Source organism: Variovorax atrisoli (genome assembly GCF_014195185.1).
Lineage (GTDB): Bacteria > Pseudomonadota > Gammaproteobacteria > Burkholderiales > Burkholderiaceae_C > Variovorax > Variovorax atrisoli.
The window spans coordinates 112875-136693 of the sequence record NZ_JACIBG010000003.1; the positions used below are offsets into that span (position 1 = coordinate 112875).

The window sequence follows — 23819 nt, forward strand, 5'->3', positions numbered from 1 at the left end:
CGGGCAGATTGTCCGATATCCGCCGCCCCGCTGTCGCGGGTTCAGGCCGGGGCCGGACCGAAGCCGTGGCTCTCCGCCGCCAGCTCGCAGGGCACCCGCTCGGCCTGCACGGTCGAGTGGTGGATGTCGAAGCGCTCGGCCAGCATCGCGCGCAGCCGCTGCACGAGCGGCGCGAGGTCGCCCACATCCGGCGTGCAGACCACGTGCACGCTCAGGCTCACCTTGCCGCTGGACAGCGCCCACACGTGCAGGTCGTGCAGGCTCGCCACCCCGTCGCTGCCCAGCAGCGCGCTCTCGACCGCCGGCAGGTCCACCTCGTCGGGCACGCCTTCGAGCAGCACGTTGAGGCTCTCGCGCAACAGGCGCCAGGTGCGCGGCAGCACCCAGAGGCCGATGGCGACGGCGATCACGGAGTCGACCCAGCCCCAGCCCGTGAAGCGGATCACGATGGCGCCGACGATCACGCCGACGGAGCCCAGCATGTCGGCCCACACCTCCAGGTACGCGCCCTTCACGTTGAGGCTCTCTTCCTTGCCCGACGCCAGCAGCCGCATGCCGATGAAGTTGACCAAGAGGCCGCCCGCGGCCACCAGCAGCATCATGGTCGACTGGATCTCGGCCGGCTGCGAGATGCGCCTGTACGCCTCGTACAGCACGTAGATCGCCACGAAGAAGAGCAGCACCGCGTTGAGCACTGCCGCCAGGATCTCGAAGCGGTAGTAGCCGAAGGTGCGTCGCCTGTCGGCCGGCCGCTTGCCGATGCGGATGGCCACCAGCGATATCGCCAGCGCCACCGTGTCGGTGAACATGTGCGCCGCATCGGACAGCAGCGCGAGGCTGCCCGACACCAGTCCGCCCACCACCTCGGCGACGAGGTAGACCGAGGTCAGCAGCAGCGCCCAGCGAAGCGCCTTCTCGTTGCCGCCGGTGGCGTGCGAATGCTCATGTGCCATGCGAACCTCGCAGTGAAGGATCTGTAGGACCTGAAGGATCGAGCGGTGCGCCGTGGGACTGCTGCTGCACCTGCAACTCCTCCTCGTCGCGCCGGTGCGCGATGCGATAGAGCAGCGGCAGCACCAGCAGCGTCAGCGCGGTCGAGGACAGGATACCGCCGATCACCACCGTGGCCAGCGGCCGCTGCACCTCGGCGCCGGTGCCGGTGGCGATGGCCATCGGCACGAAGCCCAGCGAGGCGACCAGCGCGGTCATCAGCACCGGCCGCAGCCGCGTGAGCGCGCCCTCGCGGATGGCCGCGTCCAGCGGCAGGCCGGCCTCTCGCAGGTTGCGGATGAAGGAGATCATCACCAGCCCGTTGAGCACGGCCACGCCCGACAGCGCGATGAAGCCCACCGCCGCCGAGATCGACAGCGGAATGCCCCGCATCCAGAGCGCCACGATGCCTCCCGTGAGCGCGAACGGAATGCCGGTGAACACCAGCAGCCCGTCCTTGATGTTGCCGAACATCGCGAACAGCAGCGTGAACACCAGCAGCAGCGACACCGGCACCACGACCTGCAGCCGCTGAGTGGCCGAGGCCAGGTTCTCGTACTGCCCGCCCCACACGGTCCAGTAGCCCGCGGGAATCTTCACCTTGCCCATCGCCTCCTCGGCCTCGGCAACGAAGGAGCCCAGGTCGCGGCCGCGCACGTTGGCGCTGACCACGATGCGGCGCTTGCCGTCCTCGCGGCTCACCTGGTTGGGGCCCGGCGCGATGTCGAGCGTGGCCACCTCGCCCAGCGGAATGAAGCTGGTGCGCAGGGCTTCGGCGCCCGCGCCCTTGGGCAGGGCCACCGGCAGGCGCTTGATGGCTTCGAGGTCGGTGCGCAGTTCCTCGGGCAGGCGCACGATGATGTCGAAGCGCCGGTCGCCGTCGAACAGCGTGCCCGCCTCGCGCCCGCCGATGGCGGCGGAGATCGCGTCCTGCACGTCGCCCACGTTGAGGCCGTAGCGCGCGGTCTTGCTGCGGTCGATGTTCACCGTGAGCATCGGCAGGCCGGTGGTCTGCTCCACCTTCACCTCGGCTGCGCCGGCGATGCCATTGAGCACGCCGGCAACCTCTGCCGCGGTCTTGTTCAGCACGTCCATGTCGTCGCCGAAGATCTTCACCGCCACGTCGCTTCGCACGCCCGAGATCAGCTCGTTGAAGCGCAGCTGGATGGGCTGCGAGAACTCGTAGTTGTTGCCCGGCAGCTTCTCCACTTCTTCCTGCACTGCCGCGAGCACCTCGGCGCGCGAACGCTTCGGCGAGGGCCACTCGCTCTCGGGCTTGAGCATGATGTAGCCGTCGGAGATGTTGGGCGGCATCGGGTCGGAAGCGATCTCCGCCGTGCCGGTGCGCGCGAACACGCGCTCGATCTCCGGAAATTTCTGCTTCAGCGTGCGTTCGAGCTGCTTCTGCATCTCCACCGACTGCGTGAGGCTGGTGCCCGGAATGCGCAGCGCCTGGATGGCGAAGTCGCCCTCGCTCAGGCTCGGCACGAACTCCGTGCCCAGCCGCGTGGCCAGCAGGCCCGACAGCACCACCGCCACCACCGCGAAGGTGATCACCAGCGGCTTGGCCGACATCACGCGCGCCAGCAGCGGCTCATAGGCGCGCCTGGCCCACAGCATCAGGCGGTTCTCCTTCTCGCTGACCTTGTTGCCGATGAACAGCGCCACGGCGGCAGGGATGAAGGTGATCGACAGGATCATCGCGCCCAGCAGCGCGATCACCACGGTGAAGGCCATCGGGTGGAAAAGCTTGCCCTCGACACCCGTGAGCGCAAAGATCGGCAGGTACACGATCATGATGATCAGCTGCCCGAACAGCAGCGCGCGCCGCGCCTCCTGCGAAGCCGCGAACACTTCGTGGAAGCGCTCGCTGCGCGTGAGCGGCCGTCCCTTGTGGGCCTGCGCGTGGGCCAGGCGCCGCACGCAGTTCTCCACGATCACCACCGCGCCGTCGATGATGATGCCGAAGTCCAGCGCGCCCAGGCTCATGAGGTTGGCGCTGACCTTCTGGTTCACCATGCCGGTGAAGGTGAAGAGCATCGACAGCGGAATCACCAGCGCGGTGATGATGGCCGCGCGGATGTTGCCCAGGAACAGGAACAGGATCGCGATGACCAGCACCGCGCCCTCGAACAGGTTCTTCTTCACCGTGGCGATGGCCTTGTCGACCAGCACCGTGCGGTCGTACACCGTCACCGCCTTCACGCCGGCCGGCAGCGTGCGGTTGATCTCCTGCATCTTCCTGTCGACGGCCTGCGACACGGTGCGGCTGTTCTCGCCGATCAGCATGAACACCGTGCCCAGCACCACCTCGCGGCCGTTGTCGGTGGCAGCACCGGTGCGAAGCTCGCGGCCGATGCCGACCTCGGCCACGTCCTGCACGCGCAGCGGGATGCCGTTGGCGTTGCCCAGGATCACGTTGCCGATGTCCTCCGCCGACTTCACCTGCCCGGGCGCGCGGATGAGGTACTGCTCGCCGCGCTTCTCGATGTAGCCCGCGCCCACGTTGGCGTTGTTGCGCTCCAGCGCGAGCACGATGTCGCTCATCGTCAGGCCATGGGCCAGCAGCTTGGCCGGGTCGGGCGCGATCTGGAACTCCTTGGCGAAGCCGCCGATGGAGTTGATCTCCGTCACGCCCGGCACGTTGCGCAGCTGCGGCTTGATGATCCAGTCCTGTATCTCGCGCAGGTCGGTGGGCGAGTAAGGCTTGCCTTCCGCATTCCTGGCGCCCTCCTCGGCCTCGACGGTCCAGAGGTAGATCTCGCCGAGGCCGGTGGAGATCGGCCCGATCACCGGCGAGATGCCGCGCGGCATGCTCTCGCGCGCGGACTGGATGCGCTCGTTGACGAGCTGCCGCGCGAAGTAGATGTCGGTGCCGTCCTTGAAGATCACCGTCACCTGCGAGAGGCCGTAGCGCGAGAGCGAGCGCGTCTGCTGCAGCCCCGGCAGGCCGGCCATGACGGTCTCTATCGGGTAGGTCACGCGCTGCTCGGTCTCCAGCGGCGAGTAGCCGGGCGCGGCGGTGTTGATCTGCACCTGCACGTTGGTGATGTCGGGCACGGCGTCGATGGGCAGCTTCTGGTAGCTGAAGATGCCCAGCGCCGCCATGCCGAACACGGCGAGCAGCACCAGCCAGCGCTGCTCGATGGAGAAGCGGATGATTCGTTCGAACATGCGGGCTTCCTCAGTGGGTGTGCGTGGCCGAGCTCTTGCCCTGCTGCGACTTCACGACGAAGCTGCCGCTGGCCGCGTAGGCTGCGCCGGGCTTCAGCCCGCCGACGATCTCGACGCGCTTGCCGTCGCTGCGCCCCGTCTGCACGTGCTGCGGCATGAAACCGCCGGGCACGCGCAGGAACACGGTGGGCTTGTCTTCCACCGTCTGCACCGCGTCGGCCGCAACCGTCACCGGCGCCTCGGTCTCCGAGGCCACCAGCTCGACGTTCACGAACAGGCCCGGGCGCCAGATGCGCTCGGGGTTGGTCAGCGTGACGCGCGCGGTGGCGGTGCGCGTCTGTGCGCCGATCAGCGAGCCCACGTACGAGACCTTGCCGGTCGCGGTCTGGTCGAAGGCGGTCGAGCGGATCTTCACCTGCTCGCCGATGCGCACCAGGTTCAGGTTGTTGGCTGCCACGCTGATCTCGGCCCACACGGTCGACAGGTCGGAGATGGTGAAGACGTTGACCGCCTCGCCCACCGATTCGCCGAGCGAGATGTGCTTCTCGACCACCATCCCGTCGAAAGGCGCGCGCAGCTCGTAGCGGCCCAGCGCCGACGCGCCGGGCGTGGCGCCCAGCGCCAGCAGCTTCTGGTTGGCGTTGGCCACGGCGATGCGTGCCTCCTGCATGGCCTGCTCGGCCTGCAGGTAGTCCTGCTGCGGCGAGATCTTTTCCTCCCACAGCTTCTTCTCGCGCTCGTAGGTGGTGCGGGCCAGCTCCAGCCGGCGCTGCGCCGACTGCAGCTCGCTGCGCTGCTCCGAAAGCCCCGGGCTCGACAGCACCGCGAGCACCTGTCCGCGCCGGACTTCCTGGCCCAGGTTGGCCGAGACGCTGTCGACCACGCCCGCCACGCGCGGCACCACGTGGGCCGTGCGGTCTTCGTTGAACTTGATCTCGCCGGGCAGCTGCAGCGACAGCTTGATGCGCGCGGGGCCGGCGCTTTCGACGGAGATGTCGGCGGCCTTGATCTGGTCGTCGGTGAAGGCGATCTTCTCCTCGTCTTCCTTGTGCGCGGCGGATTTCTCCTCGCCCTTGGTTTCGCCCGCGGCGGCCTTGGTTTCGCCCTTGCCCTCCTCGGCGTGGTGTTCCTTGTCGCTGTGGCCCTTGGCCTCGCCGTGGCTGTGGTCGTGGTCTTCGCCCGCCTTGGCCTCCTTGTGGCCCTCTTCCTTGTGGCCGCCCTCCTCGTGGTGCTCGCCGTCGCCGTGGCCGGCGGCTTCTGAATGGCCGGCCGACTCGGGCTTGGCAGGTGCGCTGCGCAGGATCAGCGCCCCCGCACCCACGCCCAGTGCGAGCACGGCCGCGATGGCGATCAGCTGCTTCTTGCCGATGCGCTCGGCGAAGTTCTTGCGTTCTTCTGTGTTCATGATCTGTGGAATTCCTTGATTGCTTTTCAGCGTGCGGCGGGCGTGGCGGTGGTCAGCGTCGCGGCAGGGATGGCTTCGCCTTCATTGCCCAGCAGCCGGTCGAGTTCGCCCGCGGCACGGTGCGCATCGGCCAGCGCGAGCAGGTACTGCGCGCGCACCTGGAACAGCGTGCGCTGCGCATCCAGCGCCTCGAGAAAGCTGAACTTGCCCAGCTCGAAGCCCTTGGTGGCGGCCTTGTAGGCGCTCTCGGCGCCGGGCAGCGCGTCGCGCTGCAGCGTCTCGGCAGTGGCATGCGCGGAACGCAGGCGCTCGGTGGCCTGGGCCACGTCGGTGCCCAGTTGCAGCTCGGCGGCGGCGAGGTCGTCTCGCGCCTTTTCCTCGCGGCTCAGGGCTTCGGCGACGTTGCCCCGGTTCGTGTCGAAGATCGGCAGCGGCACCGACAGACCCAGTACCACCTGGTTGCGCCGGCTGCCGCCGTTCTCGCCCTCGGACGCCGGTACGCGCTTGGCGCCGAGCGAAACGGTCACGTCGGGGATGCGCCTGGCGCGCTCCAGTTCGGCCAGCGCCTTGCGCCGCTCGACCTCCAGCCGGGCCTGCCGCACCACCGGCGCATCGGCCAACAAGTTGGCGATGTCCTGCGCGGAGGCCATCGCGGGCAACTGGTCGACCGCGCCATCCACCTGCGTGAAGCGCGGGCTCGGATTGCCCCACAGCGCTGCGAGCTGCTGGCGCGCGGAGCGCAGCGTGCCCTCGGCCTGCATCAGTTCGACGCGGATGCCGGCCTCGGCCACGCGCGCCTTGGTTTCCTCCAGCGGCGAGACCTTGCCCGCCGCCACGCGGTTGGCTGCTGCGCGGGTGGCAGCCTGCGCGAGGCCGACCGAATCCTGCGCGAGCCGCAGGCGCTCCTGCGCGGTGAGCACGTCGAAGAAGGCGGTGACGGTGGCCGCGCGGATCTCCGCGCGGCGCCCTGCCAGAGCCGAAGCGGCCTGGTCGCGCGCGCGCTCGGCCGCCGTGACGCGGGCCGCGCGCTTGCCGCCCAGCTCGATGGGCTGGCTCAGCTGCAGCGTGGTGGTGCGGTTGTCGCGGCGCAGGTCTTCGAGCTGCGCGTCGAGCGTGGGATTGGGCCAGGCGCCGGCCTGCACGATGGCGGCCTCGGTCGCCTCCTGTTCGCGCAGCGCGGAAGACAGGCCGGGGTTGGCCTGCAGCGCCATGGCAACGGCGCTGCGAAGCGTGAGCGGGCCCGCGGGCTCCTGCACGCGGGCAGCGGCCGTGCCCGGCGGCGCGGACATTGAAGACTGTGAATGAAGGGGCCCGGCCGACGAGGCCTGCGCGACCTGCGCGACCTGTGACAAAGCCGGGGGCGCCGCCATGGCCAGCACGGCCAGCGGCACGAAGAGCGTGCGCATCGAATTCTCCTGGGTTGCGAAACAACGGACGGACGAATTCGGCGAGAGCTCGGCTAGCTGATGGTGGGTATCAGGAAGGGGTTGTGTTCTCTCGCCGAATCAGGCGGCGAGAGACCAGTCGGGGCGCACCGGAACGTCGGAGACGTGCGAGGCGAAGCGCTCGTCGGCCGTCGCACGCAGCAGCTGACGCTCGTGCGCTGGCGACTGCGCGGGCTCGTCCAGCGCATCGGCGTGCTGGGCATGACCGAACTGGCAGACGGCGCAGTCGCCGACCACGGCATTGGGCTGGGTGCTGGAGTTCTTCTGCGCGCCTTCGCCGCTGTGGCTGCGGTCGGTGCCGCGCGTCTCGCTTTCGTGGTGGCCCCAGTGGTCGGGCCGCGAATCGCGCTCATGCTGGCAGTACGCCGATGCCGACGCCCAGCTGAACTGGAACGGCAGCAGGGCAAGCATGAAAATGAGGAACCAGCGGCGCATGGAGGCAAAAAGTATATCGGCGGCCTGCGTCGGCCCTCGTGGCAATGGCCCTTCGGGGCGCAGGCCCGGCGCACTGTACGACGCGAAGGCGAGGCTTTGTCCGTCAAGCGGATTACCGAAACGTAACCCTGTTTCCATGAGGGCTTCGATACGATCCGGCAATGCGTATCCTGGTCATAGAAGACGAGCCCAAGCTGGGCGACTACCTCAAGAAGGGGCTCGAGGAGAACGGCTACGTCGTCGACGTAGCCCGAGACGGCATCGAGGGGAAGTACCTCGCCACCGAAGGCGACTACGCGCTGATCCTGCTCGACGTGATGCTTCCCGGCATCGACGGCTTCTCTGTTCTCCAGGCCCTTCGCCGTACGAAGAACGTGCCGGTGCTGGTGCTCACGGCGCGCGACAAGGTCGAAGACCGCGTGCTCGGATTGCAGCAGGGCGCGGACGACTACCTGGTCAAGCCCTTCTCCTTCTCCGAGCTTCTGGCGCGCGTGCAGGCCCTCCTGCGCCGGGGCAAGGCGCAGGAATCCACGGTGCTGCGGCTGGCCGACCTCGAGGTCGACCTGATCAGCCGCAAGTGCATGCGCAACGGCATGCGCCTGGATCTCACGGCCAAGGAATTCACGCTGCTGCTGGTGCTGCTGCGCCGGCGCGGCCAGATCCTCTCGCGCACCACGCTCGCCGAGCAGGTGTGGGACATGAACTTCGACAGCGACACCAACGTGGTCGAAGTGGCCATCCGCCGGCTGCGCAGCAAGCTCGACGACCCCTTCGACGTGAAGCTGCTGCACACCGTGCGCGGCATGGGCTACGTGCTCGAAGACCGCTCCTGGCATTGAGCCCCCGGCCGCGATCACTTCAGAGCCGGCTGTCACTCTGGCTCGCCGCGCAGACCCTGTTCGGGTTGAGCGTGATCTGCTTCGCCATCTATCTCGTCACGGCCTGGAACTTCGGACAGAAGCAGGAAGAGGAACTCTCCAACAAGGCCGTGCTGGTGCAGCACCTGCTGCAGGAGGCGGAAAAAGGCGGCGACCTCGTCTTCCTTCGCCACAAGCTCGACGACTTCTTCTCGATGCAGGACGACGTGACCCTGTCGATCTCCGCCGGCGGCAGGCAGCTCTTCGAATCGCGTCCGCTGGCCGGCGGCAAGTGGATGCTGCGCGACGTGCAGGTGCCATGGACGCAGGCCGGCACCACCACCCAGCTCGCCGTTCGCATCGGCGTGAACACCGCGCAGGAAGCCCAGCTGCTGCGCCGCCTCGCGTGGACACTGCTGGGCGCCGTGGTGCTGGGCACCGCGCTGGTCTCGCTCACCGGCATGTGGCTGGTGCGTCGCGGCCTGAGGCCGCTGAAGACGCTGACCGAGCGCACCGCGGCGATGGCGCCCGACAAGGCCAACCAGCCGATCGACGCCGATGACTTCGCGCAGGAGCTGCGCCCCTGGATCACCCAGTTCAACGCACTGCTGCTGCGGGTGCAGCGCGCCTATGTGCAGCTCGAGTCCTTCAATGCCGACGTGGCGCACGAGCTGCGCACGCCGCTGGCCAACCTGATCGGCTCCACTGAACTCGCGCTCACTCGCCCGCGCAGCAACGAGGAGCTGCAGACCGTGCTTGCCTCCAACCTCGAGGAGGTCGGCCGGCTCTCGGGCATCGTCACCGACATGCTGTTCCTCTCGCAGGCCGAGCGCGGCGCGTCCATGCGCAGCCGGGCCGTGACGAGCATCGCCGCGCAGGCCGCGGACGTGATCGACTTCTACGACGCGATGCTCGAGGAATCCGGCCTGCGCGCAGAAGTGCACGGCGACGCCATGGCCGACGTGGACGCAGCGCTCGTGCGCCGTGCGCTCTTCAACCTGCTGGGCAATGCGATCCGCTTCGCCGCGCCCGCCTCGACCATACGCATCGAGATCGCCGAAGAGGTCGCCGAGGAGGTCGCAACGCAAGGCGCCACGGAGTTCGCCGTGGCCGTGGTCAACAAGGGCGAGCCCATCGACCCGGCCGCCCTGCCCCGCCTGTTCGAGCGCTTCTACCGCGCCGCGCAGGCCCGCGACGGCTCCACGCGCCACCACGGCCTGGGCCTGTCGATCGTGGAAGCCATCGCCCGCATGCACGGCGGGCGGGTGTTCGCCGCGAGCCGTGGCGGCGAGACGCGCATCGGCTTCACCGTGGCCAAGCGCTGATCGAACTCAGGGCTTCGCGTGCGCGGCGTCCGCCGCCACAGCCTGCTTGCGACCGATGAACAGGTTGATCAGCGGCCCCGTCATCGCGGTGGTGGCCAGCGCCATCACCAGCAGCATGGTGAAGAGCTCAGGGCCGATGAGGCCCGCGTCGAGGCCGATCTTCATGACGATGAGTTCCATCAGTCCGCGCGCATTCATCAGCGAACCGGTGGCGAGGCTGTCGCGCCATCCGTAGCCCGCCATGCGCGCACCGGCCGCGCCGCCGGCGATCTTGCCCACGGTGGCCACGCCCACGATCAGCAGCATCGCGCCCAGGCTCGCACCCGAGAAGGCGTTGGCCGTGGTGCCCAGCCCGGCGAGCGCGAAGAAGAGCGGCATCAGCACCACGATGGAGATCGGCTCGATGCGCTCGGTGAGCGACTTCAGCAGGCGGTCGTCGCGCGGCAGGCAGGCGCCGAACAGGAATGCGCCGAACACCGCGTGCAGGTGCAGCCACTCGGTGACCAGCGAGGTCGCCAGCAGGCCGATCATCAGCGCCGCCATCACGGTGGTCGAAGGCTCGCCCTCTGGCGCCTTCACGCGCAGCAGCCACGCGAAGGCCGGCTTGAGCCCGAGGAACAGCGCCGCCAGCACGACCGCCATGCCCAGCGTGGTCTTCAGCAGCCCCTGGTAGCCCTCTCCCGCGCCGACCAGCGCGATCACCACCGCCAGCAGGATCCAGGCGAACACGTCCACCACGGCCGCCGCGCTCAGCGACAGCTGCCCGAAGGGCGTGCGCGTCATGCCGCGGTCCTTCAGGATGCGCGCCATCACCGGAAAGGCGGTGATCGACAGCGCCGCCGCAATGAAAAGCGCGAAGGGCCAGAAGCCCACGCCGGCCGGCGCCAGCGCGGGATGCAGCGCCGGAGCGATCGCGATGCCCAGCGCCATCGGCACGACCACGCTCAGCACGCCCACGTAGCCCGCGGAGCGCAGTTGCTCGCGCACGCCCTTGGAAGCCCGCAGTTCCAGGCCGACGACGAACATGAAGAGCACCAGCCCCAGCGTGGAAAGAGAAGACAGCCCCTGAAGCGACTCCTTAGAGAAGAGTTGCGCATGCAGCGAGGGAAAGAGCGCCCCCATCACCACCGGCCCGAGCATCAGCCCCGCCGCCATCTCGCCGACCACGCCGGGCTGGCCGACGTGGCGAAGGACCCAGCCGCACAGCCGCGCGGTGACCAGGATGACGATGAGCTGCAGCAGGAGCGAGGTGACGGACATCGAAGGACTCTGGCTGGAGAAGGAAGGGATATCCGGCCTATGTTAGTCCCAAGCCACCTCGCGCAGCCAGCCGGGCCTGGCCCTCCCGGACTGCCCGTGCGCCCCCTCGCTCACTTCGGCGTGCGCATCAACCGCAGCCCGTTCGCCACCACCAGCAGGCTCGCGCCCATGTCCGCGAACACCGCCATCCACATCGTCGCGCTGCCGAACACCGCGAGCACGAAGAACACGGCCTTGATGCCCAGCGCCAGGGTGATGTTCTGCCACAGCACCGAGTGCGCGCGGCGCGAGAGGCGGATGGTCTCGGGGATGCGGCGCAGGTCGTCGTTCATGATGACCACGTCGGCCGCTTCCATCGCGGTGTCGGTGCCGGCGCCGCCCATCGCGAAGCCGATGTCGGCCTGCGCGAGCGCGGGGGCGTCGTTGATGCCGTCGCCGGTCATCGCCGCCGCGCCGTAGCGCTGCTGCATGGCCTTGATGGCGTCGAGCTTCTCCTCGGGCAGCAGGTTGCCTCGCACGTCCTCGATGCCGGCGTGGGCGCCGATGGTCCTGGCGGTGGCGATGTTGTCGCCGGTGAGCATCACGGGCACCACGCCGAGCGAGCGCAGTTCGGCCACCGCCGCCTGCGACGATTCCTTGATGGTGTCGGCCACGGCGAAGAGCGCGAGCACGGCCTCGTTCGAAGCAAGCAGCGTGACGGTGCGGCCGGCCTCCTCGTGGCGCTGGAGCTCGGCTTCGAGCGACGGGGTGCAGAGCCCCCGCTCCTCGATCAAGCGATGGTTGCCCAGCACATACGCCTGCCCCGCGTGCACGGCCTGCACGCCACGGCCGGGCAGCGCGGTGAAGTCGGCGACTTCGCCCTGCTCGCCCTTCAACCCTTCGGCGATGGCCTTCGACACGGGGTGGTCGGAGCGGCCCGCGATGCTGGCGGCAATGGCGAACACCGCCGCCTGGTTGCCGGCCGAGGATTCGCCGACCAGCGACGACGCCACCAGCTTCGGCTTGCCTTCGGTGATGGTGCCGGTCTTGTCGAGTGCCACCGCCTTCAGCTTGCGCGCCTCTTCGAGGTACGTGCCGCCCTTGATGAGAATGCCGCGCCGCGCAGCCGAGGCCAGTGCGCTCACCACCGTGACCGGGGTGGAGATGACCAGTGCGCACGGGCAGGCGATGACCAGCAGCACCAGCGCCTTGTAGATGGCCTGCGTCCAGGTCCAGTCCATGAAGAACGGCGTGAGCACCGCGACGGCCAGCGCCAGCACGAAGACGGCGGGCGTGTAGATGGCGGCGAACCGGTCGACGAAGCGCTGCGTGGGCGCGCGCGAGCCCTGCGCCTCCTCGACCGCGTGGATGATGCGCGCGAGCGTGGTGTTGGCGGCCACGGCCGTCACGCGGAATTCGAGCGCAGCGGTCTGGTTGATGGTGCCGGCGAACACCTGGTCGCCGACGGTCTTGTCGACCGGAATGCTCTCGCCGGTGACGGGCGCCTGGTCGATGGCGCTGGTGCCCTCGGTGACGATGCCGTCCAGCGGCACGCGCCCGCCGGGGCGGATGCGCGCGATGGCCTCCAGCGGCACCTCGCTCGCCATCACCGTCTTCCAGCTGCCGTCGGCCTGCTTCACCTCGGCCTGCTCGGGCGCGAGGGCCAGCAGGCTCTGGATGGCGTTTCGCGCGCGGTCCACGGCACGGGCCTCGATGAGTTCGGCAATCGCGTAGAGCGCCATCACCATGGCAGCCTCGGGCCACTGTCCGATGATGAAGGCACCGGTGACGGCCACCGCCATCAGCGCGTTGATGTTCAGGCGCCCGCGCACCAGCGCCGCGAAGCCCTTCTTGTAGGTGTCGAGGCCCGCGAGGCCGATGGCGCCCAGCGCCAGTGCCATCTCGAACACCATGAAGCCCCGGCCCTCCAGCCCCATGAACGAAACCGACTCGGCCGCGATCGCCAGCACCAGCGCCGCGACCAGCCGCGCGAGCCCGGCGCTCATGCCGGCGATCTTCGCGGGTGCAGCAGGAGCGGCCTGCACGCCAGGCGCATTCAGCGGCTCGGGCTTGAAGCCCGCCTTGCGGATGGCGGCAAGCGCCTCGGGCAGCACGCCGTCGTCGGTGGTGATGGCCATGGTGCGCTCGCCGAGGCGGAAGCGCAGCGCCTTGACGCCCGCGATGGGCTCCAGCGCGCGGCGGATCTCGGACTCCTCCACCGCGCAGTCCATGGTGGGAATCCGAAAGAGCAAGGCGCCCGTGGGCACGTCGCCGGCATCGGACGCCAGCGGAATCGGGCCGTGGCTGGCGGTGCTGCTGCAGCCGCAGCAGGCGTCGGCCGGCTTGGCCTCCGGATGCTCGTGGGCGTGGCCATGTCCATGGCCGTGATCGTGGCCGTGCCCCTCCTCGTGTGCATGCGGATGAGAGTGCGCGTGCGAGCGCGGCACGGCCGGATTCAGGGCGTTCTGGTTCGTCATGGAATCGATTGGAAACCCTGAAGCAGGTGTAGAGTCAACCGCTCATGTCCACTCGTCCATTTGCCGCATCATGAAAATCGGAGAACTGGCCAAGGTCGCGAACACGCCGGTCGAAACCATCCGGTACTACGAGCGCGAACGACTGCTGCCCGAGCCCGCGCGCACCGAGGGCAACTACCGCATCTACGACGAGGACCACGCCCAGCGCCTGGGCTTCATCCGCCGCTGCCGCTCGCTGGACATGACGCTCGACGAGATCCGCAGCCTGCTGAAATTCCGCGATGCGCCCCAGGAAGACTGCGGCGAGGTCAACCGGCTGCTGGACGACCACATCGGCCACGTGGCCGCGCGCATCGCCGAGCTGAAGACACTGGAGAAGCAGTTGAAGGCGCTGCGCCAGCAGTGCTGCGGCCCCGAATCGGCGAACGCCTGCGGCATCCTGCAGGAGCTCGACACCGCGGCGCTCGCGCCCGAGACCTTCGGGCAGCATGCGGGCCACGTGCACGGCGCGCTGCACGCCCCGGCCAAGCGCGGCGGCTGAGCGCGCGACTCCTGCGCGGCTTTCTTTCTTCTACTTGCCGATCAGCTGCGTGAGCTTGTCGGCCTCGAAGCTCTGGTCGCGCGCGGCCTCGCCCGGCACGCAGTCCCTGCTGCCGGGCTGGGCCGAGAGCTTCTCGATGGCCTGCCACAGCAGCGCGATCTGGTGCTCCTGGCTCGATGCGTTTTCGATCAGGCTGCGCATGGCCTGGCTCAGCGGATCGTCGTCCTGCGTGATGCCGTAGGCGGAGAACTTCTGCGGCGCGGCCACGTCGGCGCTCTCGCCCGCCTTCGACGGGATGATCCGTGCCGGAATGCCCACTGCCGTGGCGCCGGCCGGCACCGGCTTGATCACCACCGCGTTGCTGCCGATCTTGGCGCCGTCGCCCACGACGAAGCCGCCCAGCACCTTGGCCCCGGCACTCACGACCACGTCGCGCCCCAGCGTCGGGTGCCGCTTGGTGCCCTTGTAGAGCGAGGTGCCGCCCAGGGTCACGCCCTGGTAGATGGTGCAGCCGTCGCCGATCTCGGCCGTCTCGCCCACGACGACGCCCATGGCGTGGTCGAAGAACACGCGCTCGCCGATCTTGGCGGCGGGGTGGATCTCGATGCCGGTCAGCCAGCGGGCCCAGTGTGCGATGGCGCGCGCGGGCCACTTGAAGCCATGGGTCCAACAGGCGTGTGCCCAGCGATGCAGAACCACGGCGTGGAAGCCGGGGTAGACCGTGATCACTTCCCAGGCGCTTCGAGCGGCCGGGTCGCGTTCGAGGATGCACCGGATGTCGGCGCGCAGTCTGGAGAACATCGCTGCCTTATGCCTTCTGTCTGTTGTCGTTATATCGATAGGGGCCGCGCAGTCTAAGGCCGGGTGTCTTCGCGTACGAACGATAAGGTTTTAGTCGCTCTCGGGCGCCTTTCCGCCCTTGTCCGCCCTGGGCGGCCGGGTTGCGTCGCTCATCGCCTTGGCGATGCCGCGCAGGATGTGGATCTCCTCCGGCGTGGGCTGGGCCCGATTGAAGAGCTGCTGCAGCCTGGGCATGAGCTTCTTGGGCGCCCCGGGGTCGAGGAAGCCGATCTCCACCAGCGAGCGCTCCCAGTGGTCGAGCATGCCGGCCACGGCCTGCGCGTCGGCCGCCTGCACGGGCTGGACGGCCTCGCGCACCTCGTAGCCGCCCAGCGCCAGCCGCCATTCGTAGGCGATCACCTGGATGGCTGCGCCCAGGTTGAGCGAGCCGAATTTCGGGTCGGTGGGAATGCTCAGGGCCACGTTGCAGCGGTAGACGTCCTCGTTGCGCATGCCGAAACGCTCGGAGCCGAACAGGAAGGCCACGTGCTGGTCGCCCTGTTCCGCCAGGGGCTCCAGGTGCTCCCGGGGCGAGCGCGTGGGCGGGCCGAAGTCGCGCGGGATCATGGCGGTGGCGCACATGTGGGTCACGCCGTCAAGGGCCTCGTCGAGCGTCTCGACGAGGCGGGCGTTGGCCAGCACGTCGAGCGCGCCGCTCGCGCGCTGGATGGTTTCCTCGCGCCGCAGCACGTTGGCCCAGCGCGGGGCCACCAGCACCAGGTCGGAAAAACCCATGGTCTTCATGGCGCGGGCGGCAGCGCCCACGTTGCCGGCGTGGCTGGTCTGGATCAGGATGAAACGGGTGCGCATGGGGGGTTGGCGGACACTAACGGGCGGAGCCGGTAAAATCCCCCGATTCTCGCCGCCCGCATCGCCGGGCCGTCTCCGGGGGCCCTCCCCACCGTTCTTCCCACAATCCAATGTCGTCCCCCAACCTGCATCCCATGCTCAACGTGGCCGTCAAGGCCGCACGCGCCGCCGGCGCCATCATCAATCGCGCCGCCCTCGACGTGGAGGCCGTGCGCATCTCCCAGAAGCAGGTCAACGACTTCGTCACCGAAGTCGATCACGCCAGCGAGCAAGCGATCATCGAGACGCTGCTCGGCGCGTACCCGGGGCACGGCATCCTCGCGGAAGAATCCGGCAGCCAGTACGGCGCCAAGGACTCCGATTACGTCTGGATCATCGATCCGCTGGACGGCACCACCAACTTCATCCACGGCTTCCCGGTCTACTGCGTGTCGATCGCGCTGTCGGTGCGCGGCAAGATCGAGCAGGCCGTGGTGTACGACCCCACCCGCAACGACCTCTTCACCGCCACCAAGGGCCGCGGCGCCTACATGAACGAGCGCCGCATCCGCGTCTCGAAGCGCACCCGCCTCAACGAGTGCCTGATCTCCACCGGCTTCCCCTTCCGTACCGGCGACAACTTCAAGCAGTACCTGGCCATCATGGCGGACATGATGCCCCGCGCCGCCGGCCTGCGCCGCCCCGGCGCCGCCGCGCTCGACCTGGCCTACGTGGCCGCGGGCTTCACCGACGCCTTCTTCGAAACCGGCCTGAACCCCTGGGACGTGGCCGCGGGCTCGCTGCTGGTCACCGAGGCCGGCGGCCTGATCGGCAACTTCACGGGCGAGCCCGAGTTCATCGACCAGCGCGAATGCCTGGCCGGCGCCCCGCGCGTGTATGGCCAGCTGGTGCCGCTGCTGTCCAAGTACTCCAAGTTCGCCACCGTCGACGAGAAGCTGCGCGCCAGCGACCGCGTGCGCGCCGTCTCGGCCTCCGCCAAGGCGAGCGCCGGCACCGCGGCCGACGCCTCGGCCGACCTCTACGCCCGCAGCACGGTGCCGGGCTTCGCCGACGAGGCAGCCGAAGCCGAAACCCCGGCCGCGCCGGCGGCGGCACCCGCTCCGCGCAAGCTCACGCGCGTGCGCCGCGAGGCCCCCGCCAACGGCGCGCCTTCCGAAGGCAACTCCTCCGCCAAGTGACGATGCAGGGGCCCAGCAGCGCCGCGCCCCGGGTCCGTGCTGCTCTGCGCATCGCGCTGAGCCACTACGTCGCGAGCGGGCTCACCGTCGCGCTGGGCCTGCTCTTCATCTCCGCCGGAATGCATTTCTGGCTGGGCACCATGGCGGCCTCGGCCGCCGCCACCGGCGTGATCGTCACCGCGCCGCCCGACCTGCCCGGCCCGCGCCGCGGCAAGTTCCTGCAGATGCTGCCGGCGCCGCTCATCGGGCTGCCGCTGTTCTTCGCGGTGCAGATGCTGCACAGCGCCCCCATCCGCCTCGGGCTGCTGCTGGTGCCCGCCACCTTCATGGCCTTCCTGGCCATGGCCTGGGGCAAGCGGGGCATCCCGATCGCCATCGCGGTGATGTTCTCGATGGTGTTCTCCATGGCCACGCAGGCGCCGCCCGACATGGCGGACGCCATCAAGCGCACCTGGCACTTCGGGCTGGGCGCGGGGCTGTACGTGATCTGGGCCACGCTGGCCAACCTGGCGCTCAACGGGCGCTTCCGCACCCAGTCGATCGCCGACGTGCTGTATTCGCTGGCGGCGCTCATGCGCACCGAGGCCAGCCAGTTCCTGCCGCAGGACGAGACCCGCGACGTGCGCGACACGCCCGCTCCCATGCTGGGGCGGCTGCTGCGCGAGCAGGCCGCGCTGGCCGACCAGCTGCAGGCCACGCGCGACATCGTGCTCGAATCGCCGCGCACCCCGCGCCGCCAGCGGCTTGCCGCCATGCTGGTGATCGTGCTCGAGATGCGCGACCAGCTGCTGGCCAGCGAGCTCGACCTCGACACCCTGCGCGCCCACCCCGCGCATGCCGAGGCGCTCGTCGAGATGCGCCGCGTGCTCGAGGAGCTGGCCGACGAGACCGTCGCCCTGGCCGACGCCCTCATGTTCGGCCGCCAGCCCGACGCGGTGGCCGACCGCCGCCCGCGCCTGGCGGCCATCCACGTCTCGGCGGACGACGGCACCGCCGGCGGCGGCCACATCGGCCCCACCGCCGCGATGCTCGCGCGCGGGCTGGCCAGCCGCATCGGCCACATCAACGACGAGGTGCTGCGCCTGTCGGCCATGGCGCGCGGCGACGTCGAGCCCAACCTGGCCGTGGTGCGTGCCAACTGGCAGCTCTTCGTGAGCCCCACCGACTGGTCGCTGCGCCCCTTCTTCACGCTCTGGAGCTGGGACCAGCCGCCGCTGCGCCACGCGATCCGCGCCGCGCTGGCCATCGCGGCCGGCTACGCCATCGCGGTGTCGATGCCGTGGGGCTCGCACGACTACTGGATCCTGCTGACCATCGTGGTGGTGCTGCGCGGCAGCCTCTCGCAGACGCTGGAGCGCCGCAACGCCCGCGTGGCCGGCACGCTGCTGGGCTGCGTGCTCGCGGTGGGGCTGCTGTCGGCGCATCCGTCGGCGCTATGGCTGCTGGTCATCGTCACGGTGTCGCAGGCCATCGCGCACAGCTTCGCGGTGCGGCGCTACCTGATCACCGCGGTGGCCGCCACCGTGCTGGGCCTGGTGCAGGCCCACATGCTGAACGTGGGCGTGGCGCCGATCTTCGCGCTGTTCGAGCGCATCGCCGACACGCTCATCGGCGCCGCGCTCGCCTGGGCCTTCTGCTACGTGCTGCCTTCGTGGGAGCGCACGCAGCTGCCGGCGCTGGTCGCGCGCGTGCTCACCGCGCAGGCCCGCCATGCGCGGCTGGCACTGGGCCTGGGCCAGCTCAAGGCCATCGACAGCAGCCCCGAGCTCGAATGGCGCCTTGCACGCCGCGAGGCCTACGACAGCCTCTCGGCGCTGGTGCAGGCCACGCAGCGCTCGCTGTCGGAGCCGCGCGCGGTGCAGCCGCCGCTGGAGCCGCTGGAGCACCTGCAGGCCCACAGCTACCAGCTGCTCGCGCAGCTCAGCGCGGTGAAGTCGATGCTGGTGCTGCGGCGCGACCGCCTCACGCCCGCCGAGGTGGAAGGCCCCATCGGCCGCACCGCGCAGCGCATCGAGGCCGCCATCGGAACTATTCCAACCACCGGTCCCTCCCACCCCGAGAGTGCCGGTTCGACCACGGTCGGCGGCCCGATCCCCCTGCCCGACCCGTTCGACAACGACATCAGCCCCTGGCTGCTTCGCCGGCTCGACCTGGCCACGGCACTCGCCACGCAGCTACGCGACGACGCAGCGCGCATTCTTCAACCTCTGAACGAGACAACAGAACAAGCGAAGACGACTCCCGCCTGATGACCAAAGAGATACTTGCCCACCCCTGGTTCGGCACCTGGCTTGCCGCCCTGATCGCAGTCCCCCTCTCTCTTCTCGCGCACCGCATCGTCGGCATGGTGCTCAGGCGGATCACCCGCCCCGCACCGGCCATCCATGCGATGGTGGTCAACTGCAGGGCGCCCGCCCGGCTCGTGTTCCCGCTGGTGGCACTCACCATGGTGTGGCAGGGCGCGCCGGACGACCTGCGCTTCATCGGCAACGTGCGCCACTTCACCGGGCTGCTGCTCATTGCCGCCACCACCTGGCTGGCAGTGAAGGCCATCAGCGGCTTCGCGGAAGGCGTGCTGGCGCAGCATCCTTCCGACGTCGCCGACAACCTGCAGGCCCGCCGCGTGCTCACCCAGACGCGCGTGCTCGCGCGCACCGCGATGACCGTGGTGGTCGTGGCGGGCGGCGCGATGATGCTCATGACCTTCCCGGGCGCGCGCCAGGTGGGCGCAAGCCTGCTGGCCTCTGCCGGCGTGATCGGCATCGTGGCCGGCCTGGCGGCCAAGCCGGTGTTCAGCAACCTCATCGCCGGCCTGCAGATCGCGCTGGCGCAGCCCATCCGCATCGACGACGTGCTGGTGGTCGAAGGCGAATGGGGCCGCGTCGAGGAAATCACCGGCACCTTCGTGGTCGTGAAGATCTGGGACGAGCGCCGCCTGATCCTGCCGCTCACCTACTTCATCGAGAAGCCCTTCCAGAACTGGACGCGGCATTCGGCACAGCTGCTGGGCGCGGTGTTCATCTACGTCGACTACGGCATGCCCCTCGCGCCGCTGCGCGAAGAGGTCGAGCGCATCGTGAAGGCCGCGCCCGAGTGGGACGGCCGCTTCTTCAACCTGCGCGTGACCGACGCCACCGAGCGCACGATGCAGATCCGCGTGCTCTGCACCGCCGCCACCTCGGGCCTGACCTTCGACCTGCGCTGCACCGTGCGCGAAGGCCTCATCGACTTCATGCAGCGCGAATACCCGCAGTTCCTGCCGAAGATGCGCATCACGGCCGACGGGCTGCCCGAGCGCGAGCAGCTGCCGCAGCAACCGCAACCGGGACAGGCCCCGGCCTGACCCTGCCTTGAACAAGCCCGAGCCGGCCCCCGCGCCCGAACGCAAGTCCGCGCTCACGCGAGCGCTGCTCTATGCCTTCGCGGTGCTGTGCCTGGTGCTGGGCCTCATCGGCGTGGTCGTGCCGGGCATGCCGACCACGGTGTTCATCCTGATGGCCGCCTGGGCCGCGGCGCGCAGCTCGCCCCGGCTGCATGCCTGGCTGCTGAACCACCGCCTCTTCGGCCCGCTGCTGCACAACTGGGACAACGGCCGCACCGTGAGCCGGCGCGCCAAGTGGAGCGCGACCGTGACGATGGCGGCTTGCGCCGTGATCGTCTCGTTCACCGCGCACCGCGCGTGGCTCGCCGGCCTGGCCATCGGGTGCATGGCCTGCGTGCTGGCGTGGCTGTGGTCGCGGCCGCTGCCTCCGGTCTAGCGGCGCGGCGGCTTTTCCAGTTCAGGCGCGGCGATGGGGCGCGCAGGAATCGGCACCGACATCACGATCGACGTGCGCGTCTCGCCCAGGTGGTTGATGCTGCTCACGAAGGCTTCCAGGTGCTCGATGTCGCGTGCGGCCACCTTCAGCACGTACGAGTCCTGCCCGGTCACGTGGAAGCATTCGAGCACCTCGCGCCTGCCCTCCAGCAGCTTCAGCAGCCGCGCCTTGTCGGGCTGCGGCGTGGTGATGCCGACGAGCGCCATCACCGTGTAGCCCACATGGCGCGGCGGCACCACGGCGCGATAGCCGGCGAGCACGCCGGCCTCTTCCAACCGCTTCACGCGCTCCGAGGTCGAGGGCACCGACAGGCCGACCTGGCGCGCCAGCGCGGTGAGCGAGGTGCGGGCATCGGCCTGCAGCACTTCGAGGATCTGCCAGTTCTTGCTGTCGATTTCCATGGATTTCAGGCTTCAGCCGATCGATTCGTCTTGAATTTAAGGCGGAAAGCGCATTCCGCCTGAGCTTCGCCATTCTCTTCAGGCCAAGTCGTAAAGACAATTTACGAATGGACTCTACCCTCTTCCTCAAGGCCCTCGTCATCGGCCTCTCCATCGCAGCACCTGTCGGCCCCATCGGCCTGCTCTGCATCCAGCGCACCCTCGCGCACGGCCGAACCATCGGCTTTCTCAGCGGGCTCGGCGCCGCGCTGGCCGACGCGTTCTATGGCGCCATCGGTGCGCTGGGCGTGTCGGCCGTCATCGCCTCGATGGTGGCCGCGCGCGTGCCGCTGGCGCTGGGCGGCGCGGCATTTCTCGCTTGGATGGGCGTGCAGCTTCTTCGCGCGCCGGTCGCCACGCAAGCCCGTCAGGCCGCCGACGCCACCACGCCGCTGAAGGCCACGCTCTCGGTCTTCGTGCTGACGCTCGCGAACCCGATGACGATCCTGTCCTTCGTCGCGGTGTTCGCTTCCATCTCCACCGGCAGCACCACCGGCGGCACCCAGGCCGCGACCATGGTGCTCGGCGTGTTCCTGGGCTCAGCGCTGTGGTGGCTGGGACTGTCGACGATGGTGTCGTCGGTGCGGCACAAGCTCAGCGCGAAGACCATGCAGTGGATCAACCGGCTGTCGGGCGCGATCCTGCTGGCCTTCGCGGTGTATCAGCTGTCGACGCTGCTGCCGCGCTGACCTGGAGCCTCGGGCTTGCGCCGCATCGCCGGAAGCTCCAGGTTCGTGAACGCGCGCAGCACCCACTCGACCGGCCCGTAGACGAAGCGGCCCAGCCACCAGCGGCTCAGCACCAGTTGCGCCGCGAAGATCGCGAAGGCGATGCCGGTGGCGGCCGTCGGCCCCACGGTGCCGATCCAGCGCAGGCCGTAGGCCAGGAAGAGCCATGCGCACACCAGCGACTGCATGAGGTAGTTGGTCAGCGCCATGCGGCCTGCCGGTGCGAGCACGTCTTCGATCACCCGGCCGCGCGGCGACAGCATCAGCAGCACCAAGCCGGCCGCATAGGCTGCCGTGAGGAATGGCGCGGTGAGCAGCGTGGCCGCGAGGCCGTAGAGCTCGCGCACCGGGTTGTCCAGCCGGATCGAAGGAAAGGCGTACACCGCAGCACCCGGCAGTCCGATGACCAGCCCCCAGCGCAGCAGGCGCTTGAACAGCGGCCGATACGCATCGGCATTGGCGAACAGCTCGCGCCGCCCCGCGATGAAGCCCGCGAAGAACATCGCCAGCGCCGTCGGCGCCTGCACCAGCCCGGTGATCCACCAGATCTGCGAGAGCTCGCGCAAGTGCTGCACGATCACGGTGAAGGGCGTCCCGCGATACGCCGCCAGCGCCGCGACGGCATCCGCATAGGCCGTGCGCGTGTCGTTCGACACGCCCGCCTTCACCAGCAGGTAGCCGATGCCCGCCCACAGCAGCGAAGTCGCCAGCACCAGGAACACCGCGGCGCGTGCCATGAACACGTCGCTGCGACGCCGCAGCATCAGCAGCACCGCTCCCAGCACCGCGTAGGTGGTGAGGATGTCGCCGTGGTACAGCACCACCGCATGCACCAGGCCCAGCACCCACAGCCCCACCAGCCGCCGCCCCATGCGCGGCGCGAAAGCCTTGCCGCCGCGCTCGGCCGACTGCATCTGCAGCGTGAAGCTGTAGCCGAAGAGAAAGGAGAACAGCAGGTAGAACTTGGTCTCGAACACCAGCGTGCGCACCAGCAGCGCCGCGCGTTCGAGCACCGACTGCGCCATCGGGTCGGGTATGCCCACCCCGTAGTAAGTAGAGGAGAAGCTCGCGATGTTCACCACGAGGATGCCCAGCAGCGCGAAGCCGCGCAGGGCGTCGACCAGCGACTGGCGCTCGCCGGGCATCGTCTTTTCGCTGCCGCTCATGCCTGCACTCCCTCGATCGCTCGGTGCCTTGCCGCAACGATCTCGCGGATGGCCTCGATCAGCAGCTGCGTGCCTTCGGCCGGCTCGTCGCCACGCCGCATGGTGAGCCCCACCGGCCCTTCGGTGCTGGTGGTGTCGATGGCCAGCCGCTTGAGTTCGCCGCGCTCGACCAGCCCTTCGACAGCCCCCTGCGGCGCGAACCAAACTGCATCGGAGCGCTGAAGCAGCCCCAGCACGAAGCTGGTGTCCGTCGCCTCCACCAGCCGGCCGGGCAGCGCCATGCCCTGCGCGATGAGGAATGCGTCGGCCGTGTGCCGTATCAAGGTGCCCGACACCGGCAGCACCAGCGGATGGCCCGCCAGCGCGTCGAGCGGCGGCTTGCGCCGCGCCGCCAGCGGATGCCCCGGCCGCGCCACCAGCAGCAGCGGCTCACTGTAGAGCTGCTCGAAGGCCAGGTCGGCCATGGCCGAGGCCTGCGCGAGGCGGCCGAGCACGAGGTCGATCTCGCCCTGGCGCAACTGCGTCATCAGCTGGGCGTTGGTGCCGCTCACCACGCGCACACGCAGCGCGGGCTGCGATTCATGCAGCGAGGCCACGGCCTCGGGCAGCAGGTTGGCCACCATGTTCGGCAGCGCGCCGACGGCGACGCGCAACTGGTCGGCCTCCGGCTGGTCCGTGGCCAGGCCCAGCCCTTCGCGCAGACCGCGCAGCGCCGAGACGGCATGGCGCACCAGCACCTCGGCGGCCGGCGTGAGCTCCACGCCGCGCCGGCGGCGCAGCAGCAACTGGCGGCCGACGATCTCTTCCAGCTCGGCGACCGTCTTGGAGACGGCCGGCTGCGTGAGCGACAGCGCCTTGGCCGCGCGCACCAGGTTGCGCTCCTGCGCCACCATCACGAGGCACTGCAGGTGGCGCATCTTCAGGCGCCCAAAGTTCATGTCTGACACGGCG

20 protein-coding genes are annotated in these 23819 nt (G+C 69.4%); 8 read left to right on the plus strand and 12 right to left on the minus strand.

Annotated elements, in window-relative coordinates; genetic code table 11:
- Nucleotides 1–41: 41 nt before the first annotated feature.
- The 5 genes from FHY06_RS11665 to FHY06_RS11685 form a co-directional block, all read right to left on the minus strand.
- Nucleotides 42–953, minus strand: a complete 912-nt coding sequence (locus tag FHY06_RS11665; protein WP_184605175.1) for a cation diffusion facilitator family transporter — start codon at nucleotides 951–953, stop codon at nucleotides 42–44.
- A complete protein-coding gene (locus tag FHY06_RS11670; protein ID WP_184605177.1) occupies nucleotides 943–4164 on the minus strand; it encodes a CusA/CzcA family heavy metal efflux RND transporter in 3222 nt (1073 codons plus the stop codon). Before FHY06_RS11670 ends, FHY06_RS11665 begins: the two co-directional genes overlap by 11 nt.
- A gap of 10 nt (nucleotides 4165–4174) precedes the next feature.
- A complete protein-coding gene (locus FHY06_RS11675; protein WP_184605180.1) occupies nucleotides 4175–5569 on the minus strand; it encodes an efflux RND transporter periplasmic adaptor subunit in 1395 nt (464 codons plus the stop codon).
- 26 nt (nucleotides 5570–5595) lie between these two features.
- Nucleotides 5596–6975, minus strand: coding sequence for a TolC family protein (locus tag FHY06_RS11680; RefSeq protein WP_184605182.1), 1380 nt, complete (start codon nucleotides 6973–6975; stop codon nucleotides 5596–5598).
- Nucleotides 6976–7074: 99 nt separating this feature from the next.
- Nucleotides 7075–7425 (minus strand): hypothetical protein, encoded by a 351-nt coding sequence (locus FHY06_RS11685; protein ID WP_311733682.1) that lies wholly within the window; start codon nucleotides 7423–7425, stop codon nucleotides 7075–7077.
- Nucleotides 7426–7610: 185 nt separating this feature from the next.
- Between FHY06_RS11685 and FHY06_RS11690 the strand changes: the two genes are divergently transcribed.
- Together FHY06_RS11690 and FHY06_RS11695 are read left to right on the plus strand one after the other, a co-directional pair.
- The gene (locus tag FHY06_RS11690; RefSeq protein WP_019653443.1) at nucleotides 7611–8288 is read left to right on the plus strand and encodes a heavy metal response regulator transcription factor; all 678 of its coding nucleotides are present in this window, start codon (nucleotides 7611–7613) and stop codon (nucleotides 8286–8288) included.
- Nucleotides 8285–9631 (plus strand): heavy metal sensor histidine kinase, encoded by a 1347-nt coding sequence (locus tag FHY06_RS11695; RefSeq protein ID WP_184605187.1) that lies wholly within the window; start codon nucleotides 8285–8287, stop codon nucleotides 9629–9631. Before FHY06_RS11690 ends, FHY06_RS11695 begins: the two co-directional genes overlap by 4 nt.
- Nucleotides 9632–9637: 6 nt before the next feature.
- On the opposite strand, the gene FHY06_RS11700 is transcribed toward FHY06_RS11695, so the two are convergent.
- Both FHY06_RS11700 and FHY06_RS11705 read right to left on the minus strand, forming a co-directional pair.
- Entirely contained in the window at nucleotides 9638–10891 is a 1254-nt protein-coding gene (locus tag FHY06_RS11700) for a cation:proton antiporter (protein ID WP_019653445.1), read from the minus strand.
- A gap of 110 nt (nucleotides 10892–11001) precedes the next feature.
- Nucleotides 11002–13347 carry a heavy metal translocating P-type ATPase gene (locus FHY06_RS11705; RefSeq protein ID WP_126184525.1) on the minus strand — a complete coding sequence of 782 codons (2346 nt, stop codon included), beginning with the start codon at nucleotides 13345–13347 and terminating at the stop codon, nucleotides 11002–11004.
- A 70-nt stretch (nucleotides 13348–13417) separates the two neighbouring features.
- Here FHY06_RS11705 and cadR point away from each other — a divergent pair, with 70 nt between their 5' ends.
- Nucleotides 13418–13888, plus strand: a complete 471-nt coding sequence (gene cadR, locus FHY06_RS11710) for a Cd(II)/Pb(II)-responsive transcriptional regulator (protein WP_019653447.1) — start codon at nucleotides 13418–13420, stop codon at nucleotides 13886–13888.
- A 30-nt stretch (nucleotides 13889–13918) separates the two neighbouring features.
- Here the strand turns inward: cadR and cysE are convergent, their stop codons facing one another.
- Nucleotides 13919–14722, minus strand: a complete 804-nt coding sequence (gene cysE, locus FHY06_RS11715; protein WP_311733694.1) for a serine O-acetyltransferase — start codon at nucleotides 14720–14722, stop codon at nucleotides 13919–13921.
- A 57-nt stretch (nucleotides 14723–14779) separates the two neighbouring features.
- Nucleotides 14780–15538: an RNA methyltransferase gene (locus FHY06_RS11720; protein WP_126184527.1), complete on the minus strand. Its 759-nt coding sequence runs from the start codon at nucleotides 15536–15538 to the stop codon at nucleotides 14780–14782.
- A 110-nt stretch (nucleotides 15539–15648) separates the two neighbouring features.
- Here FHY06_RS11720 and FHY06_RS11725 point away from each other — a divergent pair, with 110 nt between their 5' ends.
- From FHY06_RS11725 to FHY06_RS11740, 4 genes are read left to right on the plus strand one after another with little or no spacing between them, the layout of a single operon-like run.
- A complete protein-coding gene (locus tag FHY06_RS11725; RefSeq protein WP_019653450.1) occupies nucleotides 15649–16716 on the plus strand; it encodes an inositol monophosphatase family protein in 1068 nt (355 codons plus the stop codon).
- Nucleotides 16717–16718: 2 nt separating this feature from the next.
- Nucleotides 16719–18965 carry an FUSC family protein gene (locus tag FHY06_RS11730; RefSeq protein ID WP_132750573.1) on the plus strand — a complete coding sequence of 749 codons (2247 nt, stop codon included), beginning with the start codon at nucleotides 16719–16721 and terminating at the stop codon, nucleotides 18963–18965.
- Entirely contained in the window at nucleotides 18965–20059 is a 1095-nt protein-coding gene (locus FHY06_RS11735; protein WP_019653452.1) for a mechanosensitive ion channel family protein, read from the plus strand. Before FHY06_RS11730 ends, FHY06_RS11735 begins: the two co-directional genes overlap by 1 nt.
- 7 nt (nucleotides 20060–20066) lie before the next feature.
- Complete coding sequence (locus FHY06_RS11740) at nucleotides 20067–20474, plus strand: YbaN family protein (protein WP_184605189.1); 408 nt, start codon at nucleotides 20067–20069, stop codon at nucleotides 20472–20474.
- Here the strand turns inward: FHY06_RS11740 and FHY06_RS11745 are convergent.
- Nucleotides 20471–20935: an Lrp/AsnC family transcriptional regulator gene (locus tag FHY06_RS11745; protein WP_145761847.1), complete on the minus strand. Its 465-nt coding sequence runs from the start codon at nucleotides 20933–20935 to the stop codon at nucleotides 20471–20473. The two genes, FHY06_RS11740 and FHY06_RS11745, sit on opposite strands and share 4 nt — an antisense overlap.
- Nucleotides 20936–21042: 107 nt before the next feature.
- On the opposite strand from FHY06_RS11745, the gene FHY06_RS11750 reads away from it, so the two are divergent.
- Entirely contained in the window at nucleotides 21043–21663 is a 621-nt protein-coding gene (locus FHY06_RS11750; protein WP_019653453.1) for a LysE/ArgO family amino acid transporter, read from the plus strand.
- Here FHY06_RS11750 and FHY06_RS11755 read toward each other — a convergent pair.
- Together FHY06_RS11755 and pcaQ are read right to left on the minus strand one after the other, a co-directional pair.
- Entirely contained in the window at nucleotides 21636–22868 is a 1233-nt protein-coding gene (locus FHY06_RS11755) for a DUF418 domain-containing protein (protein ID WP_184605191.1), read from the minus strand. The two genes, FHY06_RS11750 and FHY06_RS11755, sit on opposite strands and share 28 nt — an antisense overlap.
- Nucleotides 22865–23806, minus strand: a complete 942-nt coding sequence (pcaQ, locus tag FHY06_RS11760; protein WP_184605193.1) for a pca operon transcription factor PcaQ — start codon at nucleotides 23804–23806, stop codon at nucleotides 22865–22867. The genes FHY06_RS11755 and pcaQ overlap by 4 nt, the downstream gene beginning before the upstream one ends.
- Nucleotides 23807–23819 lie beyond the last annotated feature (13 nt).